The organism is Pseudomonas sp. MWU13-2517 (assembly GCF_023242545.1).
GTDB lineage: Bacteria > Pseudomonadota > Gammaproteobacteria > Pseudomonadales > Pseudomonadaceae > Aquipseudomonas.
This window is the reverse complement of record NZ_JALMFA010000002.1, coordinates 67,134-79,272: the sequence shown is the minus strand read 5'-3', so window position 1 is coordinate 79,272 and position 12,139 is coordinate 67,134. Positions and strand designations below refer to the sequence as shown.

At 60.3% G+C, this 12,139-nt stretch carries 12 protein-coding genes; 4 read left to right on the top strand and 8 right to left on the bottom strand.

The window, feature by feature from the left end; translation table 11 throughout:
• Nucleotides 1–13 precede the first annotated feature (13 nt).
• The 4 genes from M5B97_RS02895 to rpoE form a co-directional block, all read right to left on the bottom strand.
• Nucleotides 14–1,453 (bottom strand): DegQ family serine endoprotease, encoded by a 1,440-nt coding sequence (locus M5B97_RS02895; RefSeq protein WP_123715033.1) that lies wholly within the window; start codon nt 1,451–1,453, stop codon nt 14–16.
• A gap of 234 nt (nt 1,454–1,687) precedes the next feature.
• The gene (locus M5B97_RS02890) at nt 1,688–2,650 is read right to left on the bottom strand and encodes a MucB/RseB C-terminal domain-containing protein (protein WP_248730699.1); all 963 of its coding nucleotides are present in this window, start codon (nt 2,648–2,650) and stop codon (nt 1,688–1,690) included.
• A 16-nt stretch (nt 2,651–2,666) separates the two neighbouring features.
• A complete protein-coding gene (locus M5B97_RS02885; RefSeq protein WP_123715031.1) occupies nt 2,667–3,254 on the bottom strand; it encodes an RseA family anti-sigma factor in 588 nt (195 codons plus the stop codon).
• 32 nt (nt 3,255–3,286) lie between these two features.
• Nucleotides 3,287–3,868: an RNA polymerase sigma factor RpoE gene (gene rpoE, locus M5B97_RS02880; RefSeq protein ID WP_123715030.1), complete on the bottom strand. Its 582-nt coding sequence runs from the start codon at nt 3,866–3,868 to the stop codon at nt 3,287–3,289.
• 462 nt (nt 3,869–4,330) lie between these two features.
• Here rpoE and nadB point away from each other — a divergent pair, with 462 nt between their 5' ends.
• A complete protein-coding gene (gene nadB / locus M5B97_RS02875) occupies nt 4,331–5,947 on the top strand; it encodes an L-aspartate oxidase (protein ID WP_123715029.1) in 1,617 nt (538 codons plus the stop codon).
• Here nadB and M5B97_RS02870 read toward each other — a convergent pair.
• Both M5B97_RS02870 and M5B97_RS02865 read right to left on the bottom strand, forming a co-directional pair.
• Nucleotides 5,916–6,362, bottom strand: coding sequence for a protein YgfX (locus M5B97_RS02870; RefSeq protein ID WP_248730698.1), 447 nt, complete (start codon nt 6,360–6,362; stop codon nt 5,916–5,918). The two genes, nadB and M5B97_RS02870, sit on opposite strands and share 32 nt — an antisense overlap.
• Nucleotides 6,346–6,600: a succinate dehydrogenase assembly factor 2 gene (locus M5B97_RS02865; protein ID WP_123715027.1), complete on the bottom strand. Its 255-nt coding sequence runs from the start codon at nt 6,598–6,600 to the stop codon at nt 6,346–6,348. Before M5B97_RS02865 ends, M5B97_RS02870 begins: the two co-directional genes overlap by 17 nt.
• Nucleotides 6,601–6,740: 140 nt before the next feature.
• Between M5B97_RS02865 and M5B97_RS02860 the strand changes: the two genes are divergently transcribed.
• Both M5B97_RS02860 and M5B97_RS02855 read left to right on the top strand, forming a co-directional pair.
• Nucleotides 6,741–7,682, top strand: a complete 942-nt coding sequence (locus tag M5B97_RS02860) for a folate-binding protein YgfZ (RefSeq protein ID WP_248730697.1) — start codon at nt 6,741–6,743, stop codon at nt 7,680–7,682.
• Between the two features lie 35 nt (nt 7,683–7,717).
• Nucleotides 7,718–8,539, top strand: a complete 822-nt coding sequence (locus M5B97_RS02855; protein WP_248730696.1) for an HDOD domain-containing protein — start codon at nt 7,718–7,720, stop codon at nt 8,537–8,539.
• On the opposite strand, the gene M5B97_RS02850 is transcribed toward M5B97_RS02855, so the two are convergent.
• Nucleotides 8,540–9,925, bottom strand: coding sequence for a sensor histidine kinase (locus tag M5B97_RS02850; RefSeq protein ID WP_248730695.1), 1,386 nt, complete (start codon nt 9,923–9,925; stop codon nt 8,540–8,542).
• Nucleotides 9,918–10,589, bottom strand: coding sequence for a response regulator (locus M5B97_RS02845; protein ID WP_123715023.1), 672 nt, complete (start codon nt 10,587–10,589; stop codon nt 9,918–9,920). Before M5B97_RS02845 ends, M5B97_RS02850 begins: the two co-directional genes overlap by 8 nt.
• A 235-nt stretch (nt 10,590–10,824) precedes the next feature.
• Here M5B97_RS02845 and M5B97_RS02840 point away from each other — a divergent pair, with 235 nt between their 5' ends.
• Nucleotides 10,825–12,114, top strand: coding sequence for an OprD family porin (locus M5B97_RS02840; RefSeq protein ID WP_248730694.1), 1,290 nt, complete (start codon nt 10,825–10,827; stop codon nt 12,112–12,114).
• Nucleotides 12,115–12,139 lie beyond the last annotated feature (25 nt).

The following is a 12,139-nucleotide window of genomic DNA, read 5'->3' as shown; positions in this document are numbered from 1 at the left end:
ATAGGCTAGAGCATTACTCTGCCAGTTTGAACGTGATGAAGCTGGCACGCCCCTGACGCAGGACACGCATCGACACCGAGCGATTCTTCGGCAACGCCTTGGCGATGTCGGTGAATTCCTTGGTGGAGTTGATCGCCTGGTTATTCAGGTGGGTGATCACATCGCCCGGTTGCAGGCCGATCAAGGCAGCTGGGCCGTCCTGGACTTCCTTGATCACAACGCCGCCCTTGAGGTCGAAGCTCTTCTTCTGCTCGGCGGTCAGCTCAGCCACCGCAATGCCCAGGCGGTTGCTGCTGCGCTCAACGCCTGGCTTGGCATTGCCCAGCGCGTCGAGGGTGGCATTCTCATCAGGGATAGCACCAACGGTCAGCTCGATGGTTTGACGCTTGCCATCACGAATAACTTCCAGCTTGGCTTTGCTGCCCGCTTTCAGAGCACCAACCAGGTGCGGCAAATCGGCGGACATAATGATCGGCTGGCCATTCATGCTCAGGATCACGTCGCCTACTTGCAGCCCGCCTTTGGCAGCCGGGCCGTCGTCCTGAATCTGCGCGACCAGTGCGCCGGCCGGCTTGTCGAGGCCGAAGGATTCAGCCAGGTCTTTGTTAACCTCCTGGATCACGACCCCCAACCAGCCACGGCTGACTTTGCCACCGCTCTTGAGCTGGTTGGAAACGTCCATGGCTACATCGATAGGAATCGCGAAGGACACGCCCATGAAGCCACCGGAGCGGGTGTAGATCTGCGAGTTGATACCCACTACCTCGCCCGCCAGGTTGAACAGCGGACCGCCGGAGTTACCCGGGTTGATCGGCACGTCGGTCTGGATGAACGGCACGTAGTTTTCGTTCGGCAGGCTACGGCCAATGGCACTGACGATGCCCTGGGTGACGGTATGGTCAAAGCCGAATGGCGAACCGATTGCCACGACCCACTGCCCGGCTTTCAGGTCCTGGGATTTGCCCAGTTTCAGCACAGGCAAATCCTTGCCATCGATTTTCAGCAAGGCCACGTCGGAACGTGGGTCCGTGCCGATCAGCTTGGCTTTCAACTCACTGCGGTCGGCCAGGCGCACGAGGATCTCGTCAGCATCGGCAATCACATGGTTGTTGGTGAGGATGTAGCCATCGGGCGAAATAATGAAACCCGAGCCCAGGGACTGCGCTTCGCGCTGGCCACCGCCGCCGCCACGTGGGGAACGTTGCTGCGGCATACCGCGCTCGAAGAACTCGCGCAGCATCGGCGGCAGCCCCTCGAGGTCCGGCATCTGCTGGTTCGAGACTTTGCGCTCGGGCAATTTTTGCGTGGTACTGATGTTCACCACGGCAGGCGAGGCCTGCTCCACCAGTTGGGTGAAGTCAGGCAGTTCAGCCGCTTGCGCGGACACAGCCTGACCCAGCACCAGCACCGTGGCGACTATGGACAAGTAAGACTTCAAACGTGGTATCGACATACAGCTCCCGTTACGACGAGCAGGGTTGAGCGACAGGGTTCAAGAAACGCCGAAAGCTACGACAGGCATTTTTGTTCCGCGAACAAAACAAGGCCAGGATCGACAAACCCTGACCTATAAAAAACATGGGGATTTTTTGCAAGTGAAAATACTGATCCGGACATTTCATGTTCTCAACACCCAACCATGCAGGGGCTCACATTGAAAGATCAGGATGAACATAGGATTAACAACTCACGGCTGGGTGGCAACCTTTTCACCGCGCACCGACAGCGCAATGCGTTCGGCAGTGCCGATGGGGATTTCGCCGACAACCGTCACCATCACCTCACCGTCCACCGTGTTCAGGCGCCGCGACACGGCAACCGTGGGCCCCAGCTGAGTGCGGGTTTCGCTCACGTTCGCGCCGTCTGTCGACTCGAGAAATACCGAGAAGCGCGCAAGACCGTCGTCATACATCAAGCTGTCAATCGTGGATTTGGTGTGGGCATCCTGGCGTGCGGTACTGCTGGTGAGCTGAAAACCAGGTGGTAACCAATTCAGATGCCATGCCTGACTTGCGGGCACTTCTGGCGCGTTGCTTTTAGAGAGGGCGATAGGTGTGCATTCGCTGCTTGGCTGCAGATCGCGATCAGAAGGTGTCACCGACGTATTCAGGCGGGTGAACTGAAAGCGCTCCAACAACTGTCCCTGATCGTTGAGCAGCAACGATTTGAGTGGCAACGCCGTTTCACGATCCAGATGCAGCTCGAAACCATAGCGGTATTGGTCCCGTGGCGTGACCGAGACAATCACCGCATTACGACCGGCCACGCGGGATTTACCGATAACTGTCAGTTCGTAAAGTGGAGTGAGTTTTTGTGGATCGAGAGCACGCGCAGCCGAGGCGTCACGCGAATTCCCAAGGCCTGCGACGAGTGTGCCACTGACGCATTGAGTACGGCCATCTACCCGCACAACTTCCTGGGCAGAACCGTCGAGCTGTAATAACCGCTCACGAACCTGACCATCCTGGACGCGATGCCAGATGTTATGGGTAGAAAAACTGCCATTACGCTCGTAGACGAACGAACCTTCGAAGCTTTGCTGCTGCTCTGCCCGCCCAAGTCGAGTCAGCCAGTCTTGAGCTTCATCGGCGTGGGCGGATAGTGCAAACCAGCTGCTGAGCAAAAGCGTAAGGAGCGGTATGGCGCGCATAGGGCTCCTCAGCGGTTCAACGGTTTTCCAGGCTTGCAGCACGTGCGTAAGGCAGAGCGCTTTCAGTACCTTTCAAGGCAGACTCCTGTGCGTGTTGACGCAGGTAGCCTGGAAGGCGCTGATCCTGCCAGCCGGATTGCCCTTGAAGCACACCGTTGGCCATAGGGCCGGTGGCGTCGGAGCTTTCCTTGTAGCCGGCCAGTACAGCTGGACCCTTGACTTGCGGACCTGCCATGACCGGTTGCTGAGCCTGTTGGGCCAGTTCATTGCCGGCGATCTCGTCCTGGTTGTAAAGGCGAACACCCGCCAATACAGCCACAGTCACCGAGGCAGCCACAGCCAGGCGACCCAGGCTGCGCCATGGTCCCCGAGCAGCTTTTGCCGGAACGGCTTCATCAGCCAGTGCAGCAGAAACGGCCGCAGCAATATCCAAACGAGGGATTAGTAGATCCTTGTGCATCACCGCCCGAGCGACTTGGTAACGAGACCAGGTATCACGGGTTTCGGCATCATCAAATGCGTTGAGCACTCGACGAAGTTCCAGTTCATCCGCTTCGTTATCCATCACTGCGGACAGCGATTCCTGCAGGGCATCACGACTCATGGCGGTTCCTCTCTTGGCTGTCGCCGCTGTCTTTAGTTTTCCTGCAACAACGGTTGCAAGGCTTTGTCGATGGCTTCCCGGGCCCGGAAAATCCGTGACCTTACAGTCCCCACCGGACATTGCATGACGCTCGCAATGTCTTCGTAACTCAGACCATCGAATTCACGTAAAGTTAACGCCGTACGCAAATCTTCTGGTAGCTGCTGAATTGTGCGATGAACGGTGCCCTCGATCTCGTCGCGCAACAGTGCACGCTCCGGCGACTCGAGATCCTTCAGACCATGATCACCATCGTAGAATTCAGCATCTTCTGAACTTACATCGCTATCAGGTGGGCGGCGGCCGCGAGACACCAGATAGTTCTTCGCCGTGTTAATGGCGATGCGATATAGCCACGTGTAGAACGCACTATCACCGCGGAAATTGCCTAGCGCACGGTATGCCTTGATAAAGGCTTCCTGTGCTACGTCCTGCGCTTCATGGGTGTCGTGCACGAATCGCACGATCAACCCGAGAATTTTGTGCTGATATTTCAGCACTAGCAGATCAAACGCACGCCTGTCACCGCGCTGAACGCGCTCGACCAGCTGCTGATCCTCTTCCTGGGTTAGCATGAACACTCCTCGTTGTACTTGAAGGAGGCTTGCATAACTAAACGACCAGGCTTGCAAACATAGACTCGGGCTTTTCGCAAAAGTTCTCCCCTTTCAAGCAAGTTTCCGGCGCGCACTGATTTGGCACACACGAAAAACGCAGCACGGGCAACGCCGGCTGCGCGAATAATCTTGTCGTCGGTTTCCTGACGCGTCCAATGCTCCCGACGGGCCAATAAACTCAACGTTTCCCAGCTTTCGGGCAACCTGCTATTGAGTCGGATCTGCTGCTAAAAGTTCCCATTTCAATAACCGGCTGCTTTCAGCCGCGTCATACAAGGCAATCTCATATTGCCACGAATGCCCGGCTATTGTGCCGCTCCCCCCCTCTATATACTAGTGGCCCGTGTGACCCTTTGATTCGCCGATCCAGGCGTCCTGTTCGCGCCAGCCTCTCGGATCGCTTTTTGCGGAATCCTTCCAATGAGCCAACAATTTCAACACGATGTCCTGGTGATCGGCAGCGGCGCGGCCGGTTTAAGTCTTGCGCTGACCCTGCCCAGCCATTTGCGCATTGCAGTACTGAGCAAGGGCGACCTGGCCAACGGCTCGACCTTCTGGGCCCAGGGCGGTGTCGCTGCCGTGCTGGACGACACCGACACGGTGCAATCCCACGTTGAAGACACCCTCAACGCCGGCGGCGGCCTGTGCAATGAAGAGGCGGTGCGCTTTACCGTCGAACATAGCCGTGAAGCCATTCAATGGTTGATCGATCAAGGCGTGCCGTTCACGCGTGACGAGCAGGCGGGCAACGATGATGGCGGATTCGAGTTCCACCTGACCCGTGAAGGCGGCCACAGCCACCGACGCATCATCCATGCCGCCGACGCCACCGGTGCTGCGATCTTCAAGACATTGCTCGACCAGGCGCGCCAACGCCCCAACATCGAACTGTTGGAGCAACGCGTCGCCGTAGACCTGATCACCGAAAAACGCCTGGGCCTGGAAGGCGAACGTTGCCTCGGCGCCTATGTGCTCAACCGTGCCAGCGGCGAGGTCGACACCTACGGCGCACGCTTCACCGTCCTCGCGTCCGGCGGTGCAGCCAAGGTGTACCTCTATACCAGTAACCCTGACGGTGCCTGCGGTGACGGCATTGCCATGGCCTGGCGCTCCGGCTGTCGCGTGGCCAACCTGGAGTTCAACCAGTTCCACCCCACTTGCCTGTACCACCCCCAGGCCAAGAGTTTCCTGATCACCGAAGCCCTGCGCGGTGAAGGCGCGCACCTGAAACTGCCAAATGGCGAGCGCTTCATGCAGCGCTTCGACCCGCGCGCCGAACTGGCGCCACGGGATATCGTCGCCCGCGCGATCGACCATGAAATGAAGCGCCTGGGCATCGACTGCGTCTACCTGGACATCAGCCACAAGCCCGAAGCCTTCATCAAGACCCACTTCCCGACGGTCTACGAACGCTGCCTGACCTTCAATATCGACATCACCCAAGGCCCGATCCCGGTGGTGCCGGCGGCGCACTACACCTGTGGTGGCGTAATGGTCGACCAGCATGGCCGCACCGATGTGCCGGGCCTGTATGCGATCGGCGAAACCAGCTTCACCGGCCTGCACGGTGCCAACCGCATGGCCAGCAATTCGCTGCTTGAATGCTTCGTCTACGCGCGCTCGGCGGCGGCCGACATACTGGAGCAGTTGCCACGTATCGCGGTGCCCGCCGCCCTGCCCCGCTGGGACGCCAGCCAGGTTACCGACTCGGACGAAGATGTGATCATCGCCCACAACTGGGATGAGTTGCGGCGCTTCATGTGGGACTACGTGGGAATCGTGCGCACCAATAAACGCCTGCAACGGGCACAACACCGGGTGCGGCTGTTGCTGGATGAGATCGACGAGTTCTACAGCAACTACAAGGTCAGCCGCGACCTGATCGAATTGCGCAACCTGGCCCAAGTCGCGGAACTGATGATCCGCTCCGCCATGGAGCGCAAGGAAAGCCGGGGCCTGCACTACACGCTTGACTACCCGCAGATGCTGCCCGAAGCCCGCGACACTATCCTGGTGCCAACCACCTACGGCGGCTGAACTTGAGGCGCACCCGCAGACGCCGATGCACATCGGCGCCCTGCGCGTCCCTCGGTACACAGAGTGAACGCACGCGCCACTCACCCGGCACGCGGTAACGCAGCACCACGACCAACGGCAATGCCAGGCTGTCGGGCCGCAGTTGCACACGGTGCCAGCCGCGCTCATCACTGAACAGGTGCCAGCCGTCTTCGTCACGGCGCAGACCTCGCACCGACGAACGGTGAGTCAACAGGATGTGTCGCGGTAACACCCAGGCGGCGTGAGCCAGGCACAACAGCATGCCAAGGCTTGAATAAGGCAGATCGAGAACCGGCCAACTCCCCAGCGCGAACAACTGGGCAAGAAGATACGCCGCCAGCAGCAGCCGGGAGGGCCGCCAGCGGCATTCGAAGCGACTATTTGGGCTGGACACGATCCAGGATCATCCGAACCATGCGCTGCAGCTCCGGGTCTTGCGACTCGTTGCGCTCCATGAACCAGCCGAACATGTCCTGGTCTTCGCACGTCAACAGCCTGACGTAGAGGTCACGATCTACCTGGTTGAGCGTCGCGTATACCTCTTTGGTAAACGGCACCAACAACACATCCAGCTCCAGCATGCCGCGGCGGCTGTGCCAGTAGAGGCGATTGATTTCTACATCTTCGACCATGGAGCGCTCCTCAAATAGGCGGCAAGTATACAGGCCCGACGGCAGTGGAACAGTCGGCTTTGGTCGCCTCTTATGGAAACTATCCATTTGCCGGGCGCCCCTCTATGATGCACCCATGACTTTTTGACCTGCGATGACCCATGGCTGACTCTGCTTTTTTCTGCCCCCTGTCCCACGAAGGCGTACTCGCCGTCCGCGGCGCCGACGCTGCCAAGTTCCTGCAAGGGCAACTGACCTGCAACCTCAATTACCTGAGCGACACTCAAGCAAGCCTCGGCGCGCGCTGCACACAGAAAGGGCGTATGCAGTCGAGCTTTCGCATCCTGCTGCAAGGCGACGGCGTGCTTCTGGCAATGGCCACCGAATTGCTCGAACCGCAACTGGCTGACCTGAAAAAGTACGCGGTGTTCTCCAAATCCAAACTCACTGACGAAAGTGCCGCGTGGGCACGCTTTGGTCTGACAGATGCGGACCAGGCCCTGGCCAGCCTCGGCCTTCCATTGCCTGCCGAAACCGACAGCGTCGTGCGTACCGATTCGCTGATCGCCATTCGTGTCTCCCCCAACCGCGCCGAACTCTGGGTCCCTGCAGACCAGGCCGAAGCCATACGTACGCAATTGAGCGCACAGTTGAAAGAAGCCGGCCTGAATGAATGGTTGCTCGGCCAGATCCGTGCAGGCATTGGCCAGGTCATGCCACAAACCCGCGAGCTGTTCATTCCGCAAATGCTCAACCTGCAAGCCGTAGGCGGCGTCAGCTTCAAGAAAGGCTGCTACACCGGCCAGGAAATCGTCGCGCGCATGCAGTACCTGGGCAAGCTCAAACGACGCCTGTATCGCCTGAGTCTCAATGCGGCCGAACTGCCCGAGCCTGGCACCCCACTGTTCTCTCCCAACCACAACAGTTCGATCGGCGAAGTCGTGATCGCGGCAAAAGCTGACCAGGGCGTTGAACTTCTGGCCGTGTTGCAAGCCGAAGCTGCCGACGGCGGCGATATCCGCTCAGGCACCCTGGAAGGCCCCGGCCTGCAACTGCTCGACCTGCCCTACCTATTGGATCGCGATAAAGAGATCCAGCGTTAATCGCCGTACCTTTTGCAGCACCCTAGAGAGCATGAATGAACAAGCTGGCGGAAAAAGTTCAACAGGCTTTGGTAAAGGCCATCGACAACGATGACCTGGTTCTGCCGACATTACCGGAAGTGGCCCTGAAGATTCGCCAAGCCGCCGAAGACCCGGATATCAGCATCAGCCACTTGAGCAAAGTGATCGGTCGCGATACCGCTTTGTCGGCGCGGCTGATCAAAGTGGTCAACAGCCCCCTGTTGCGCGCAACCCAGGAAGTCACCGACCTGCATACCGCCATCACCCGGCTGGGCACCAACTACAGCAGCAACCTGGCCATCGGCCTGGTGATGGAGCAGATCTTTCACGCCCGCTCCGAAGTGGTCGAACTGAAAATGCGCGAAGTCTGGCGACGCAGCCTGGAAGTGGCAGGCGTCAGCTATACCCTGTGCCGCAGCCACAGCCAGCTGAAGCCGGACCAGGCCGCCCTCGGCGGGCTGGTGCATCAGATCGGCGTGCTGCCGATCCTCACCTATGCCGAAGACCACTACGAGCTGCTCGCGGACCCGGTCAGCCTTAATCACGTAATCGACAGCATTCACCCCGTGCTCGGGGACAAACTGCTGCGCGTCTGGGAGTTCCCGGAGATGCTGGCCAGCCTGCCGGGGCAATACCTGGACCTGGAGCGCGACTCGCCGAAGCTGGACTACATCGACCTGGTGCAAGTCGCCGCCCTGTATTGTCATCGAGGCACCGACCACCCGCTGGCTGATGTACCGGTATCGACATTGCCGGCCATGAAGAAGCTACGCCTGGATCCCTACAGCGATGCCCTGCGTGCAGAGCTGGATGAAGCGCGCTCAATGTTTTACTGATCACCCCGCGATAAAACTCACCCGCACTTTCAACCCCGCTGATTCACCGTCGTGCAAACTGATCTGCGCCAGATGCGCCCGGCAGATCTCCCCAACAATCGCCAACCCCAGCCCTGAACCCACGCCCTGCTGGCTACGGCGATAAAAGCGCTCGAAAACCCGGTCCCGCTCATCGAGCGGGATACCTGGCCCGTCATCCTCGACCTCAAGCACCGCCGGGGCCGTGACCCGCAGAATCACGTTGCCGCCGGGTGGGGTGTGGGCGAGTGCGTTGTCCACCAGGTTACTCAGCAGCTCGTTCAACAATGTAGGCTCGCCGCGCAGCCACACCGGCTCATCGGCTTCCAGCGCCAGGGCGACGCCCCGCGCATGCGCCAACGGCGCCATGGCCATGCCCAGTTCCCGCGCCAACTGGCTAAGGTCGAGTAACTGCGCGCCCCCCTCGGCAATTGCCCGGGCACCGTTTTCAATACGCGCCAGGGACAACAATTGGTTGGCCAAGTGAGTCAGGCGGTCGGTGCCCTGGGCGGCGGCCTCCAGGGTGCTGCGCCAGGTGCCGGGGTCTTCGGCACGCAGGCCCAGTTCCAGTCGGGCCTTCAGTGCGGCCAACGGCGTACGCAACTCGTGGGAAGCGTCGGCAATGAACTGCGCCTGGCGCTCGAACTGACCGCGCAGACGTTCAGTGAAGTGGTTGATCGAACGCACCAGTGGGCCGAACTCATGCTGCACCTCCACCAGCGGCAGCGGCCGCAAGTCGTCGGGCTGACGCTCCTCCACCGCCGTGCGCAGACGCTCCAGCGGGCGCAGCGCCGCGCTCACCGCAAACCACACCAGCAGCAACGCGCCGATAGCCAGCATGCCCAAGCGCAGTAAGGTATCGGCCATCAGGCTGCGCGCCATGGCGACGCGGGCTTCCTCCGTCTCGGCGACGCGGATTTCCGCCATGCCGTTCATATTCGGTTCCGACACCGCCTTGAGCAGGCTCACCACCCGCACCGGCTGGCCCTGGTACTTTGCATCGTAGAAGCGCGCCAAGGCGGGGTAATCATCGGTGCGCGGCGTGCCGGGCGGTGGTCCGGGAAGGTGTTCGTAGCCGGAGATCAGCTTCTGATCAATGTCGTTGACCTGATAATAAATGCGCCCGGCGCTGTCGTAGGCAAAGGTATCCAAAGCCACATACGGCACATTGGCGCTGAGCGTGCCATCGACCTGGGTCAACCCGGCGGCGATCGTCCGCGCCGAGGCCAGCAGCGTGCGGTCATACGCAGTGTCGGCGGCTTCGCGCCCATTCCAGTAGGCACTCATGCCACTGGCGAGCATCAACACCACCAAGAGCAGCGCCAGGTTCCACAGCAACCGCCAACGCAGGCTGCTGGGCTTATGCATCACGTGCTTCCAGCAAATACCCCAGGCCGCGGAAAGTCACGATGGCAATGGGTTGGCCATCAAGCTTCTTGCGCAGGCGGTGCACGTAGATTTCGATCGCATCGGGGCTGGCTTCTTCGTCGAGGCCGAACACCTGGGAAGCCAGTTGCTCCTTGCTCATCACGCGGCCCGGGCGTGCAATCAAGGCCTCCAATACCGCTTGCTCGCGAGAGGTCAACGTCATCAGTTCGCCCCCCACCGTGAACCGCCGCGTATCCAGGTCGTAGACCAGCACGCCGCAGGTCTGCTGGCGCTCGCCGCCGAGTACGCTGCGGCGCAGCAGCGCCTTTACCCGTGCTTCCAGCTCCGTCAGTTCAAAGGGTTTGGCGAGGTAGTCGTCGGCCCCCAGGTTCAGGCCATGCACGCGGTCCTTTACGTCACTGCGCGCCGTCAGCATCAGCACCGGCAGGTTTTTACCGCGCGCCCGCAAGCGTGCCAGCACCTCGAAACCGTCCATGCGCGGCAACCCGACATCGAGGACCGCTACCGCATAGTCCTCGCTGCTCAAGGCCAGGTCCGCGGCCACCCCATCGTGCAGCACATCGACGGTCAACCCTGTGCTCTTGAGCGCCTGGGCGACACTTTCGGCGAGTTGCAAATGGTCTTCAACCAAGAGGACACGCATGGATTTCCACCTTATACGGGCATGGTCGGCGCCACGCTTTGCGGGGCAGTTTACAGGCGCCGCATAGCCTGTGAAGCCCGAAAACACTGAAAGACAACTGAAAGGTTAGTGAAAGGTTCGCCCTTTAGCATCCAACCTCGGTGGTCTATGCCCACCCAGTTGCCTGACTCGCAACGCCCGAAAAACGCCTCGAAGCGTTTTCGCCAAAATAAGAACAATAACGGAGTACACAACGATGCTGTCGACACAGCCCCAGGCTCGCCCGCCTGTGCGTTTTTCCCGCCTGACCCGAACCGCCCTGACCAGCGCCGCCGCCCTTGCCGGCTTTTCCCCGGTCAGCCAGGCCGCCTTCTTCGAAGACAGCAGCGCGACCCTGGAAACCCGCAACATGTACTTCAACCGCGATTTTCGCGACGGCACCAGCGCCCAGCAATCCAAGCGTGACGAATGGGCCCAGGGCTTCATGCTCAACCTGCAATCGGGCTACACCGACGGCACCGTCGGCTTTGGTGTGGATGCGCTGGGCATGCTCGGGGTCAAGCTCGACTCCAGCCCCGATCGCACCGGCACCGGCCTGTTGCCCACCGATGACGGTCGCGCGGTCGACGAGTACTCCAAGCTCGGCCTGACCGGCAAAGTGAAGATCTCCGCCACCGAGCTGAAAGTCGGTGCACTGATGCCCGAGCTGCCGATCCTCAAGCCCAACGACGGTCGCATCCTGCCGCAGACGTTCAATGGCGGCCTGCTGACGTCCAAGGAGTTCAAGAACCTCGTGTTCACCGGTGGCCGCCTGGACAAAGCCAAGGACCGCGACTCCACCGACTACGAAGACATCGCCCTCAACAATAAGAACAGCCGTTTCGTCAGTGGCGCCACCGGCAAGCACTTCAATTTCGGCGGTGTCGACTACACATTCGCCGACAAGATCACCGGCAGCTACCACTTCGCCCAACTGGATGACGTCTACCGCCAGCACTTCCTCGGCCTGGTCGCCTCGCGTCCGATGGGCCCCGGCACCGTTGGCGCCGACCTGCGCCTGGCCATCAGCGATGACACCGGTGCCGCCCGCGGCGGCAAAATCGACAACACCTCCCTCAACGGCCTGTTCAGCTATGCCCTCAATGGCCATAAGCTCAGCGCCGGTTACCAGCACATGTCCGGCGACAGCGCTTTTCCCTACGTGGATGGCAGCGATCCGTACCTGGTCAACTTCGTCCAGATCAACGACTTTGCCGGCGCCGAAGAACGCTCCTGGCAGGCGCGCTACGACTACGACTTCGCCAAGCTGGGGATTCCCGGCCTGAGCTTCATGAGCCGTTACCTGTCAGGCGACAATATCAAGCTCAGGAACGGCGAGACCGGCAAAGAGTGGGAACGCAACAGCGAGATCCGCTACGTGGTGCAAAGCGGTACGTTCAAGGACCTCGCCGTGCGCCTGCGCAATGCCACGTACCGTTCCAACTATTCGGCCCGTGATGCGGATGAAGTGCGCCTGCTGGTCAGCTACAGCGTGGCGCTTTGGTAGTCAAAAAGCTCATAACAACAACGAC

Excerpts from the sequence above, each read along its gene's own strand:
- M5B97_RS02845 (WP_123715023.1), bottom strand. The coding sequence starts at position 10,589 with ATGCGTGTCCTCTTGGTTGAAGACCATTTGCAACTCGCCGAAAGTGTC.
- M5B97_RS02890 (WP_248730699.1), bottom strand. The coding sequence starts at position 2,650 with ATGCGCGCCATACCGCTCCTTACGCTTTTGCTCAGCAGCTGGTTTGCA.
- M5B97_RS02860 (WP_248730697.1), top strand. The coding sequence starts at position 6,741 with ATGGCTGACTCTGCTTTTTTCTGCCCCCTGTCCCACGAAGGCGTACTC.
- nadB (WP_123715029.1), top strand. The coding sequence starts at position 4,331 with ATGAGCCAACAATTTCAACACGATGTCCTGGTGATCGGCAGCGGCGCG.
- rpoE (WP_123715030.1), bottom strand. The coding sequence starts at position 3,868 with ATGCTAACCCAGGAAGAGGATCAGCAGCTGGTCGAGCGCGTTCAGCGC.
- M5B97_RS02885 (WP_123715031.1), bottom strand. The coding sequence starts at position 3,254 with ATGAGTCGTGATGCCCTGCAGGAATCGCTGTCCGCAGTGATGGATAAC.
- M5B97_RS02855 (WP_248730696.1), top strand. The coding sequence starts at position 7,718 with ATGAACAAGCTGGCGGAAAAAGTTCAACAGGCTTTGGTAAAGGCCATC.
- M5B97_RS02865 (WP_123715027.1), bottom strand. The coding sequence starts at position 6,600 with ATGGTCGAAGATGTAGAAATCAATCGCCTCTACTGGCACAGCCGCCGC.
- M5B97_RS02895 (WP_123715033.1), bottom strand. The coding sequence starts at position 1,453 with ATGTCGATACCACGTTTGAAGTCTTACTTGTCCATAGTCGCCACGGTG.
- M5B97_RS02850 (WP_248730695.1), bottom strand. The coding sequence starts at position 9,925 with ATGCATAAGCCCAGCAGCCTGCGTTGGCGGTTGCTGTGGAACCTGGCG.
- M5B97_RS02840 (WP_248730694.1), top strand. The coding sequence starts at position 10,825 with ATGCTGTCGACACAGCCCCAGGCTCGCCCGCCTGTGCGTTTTTCCCGC.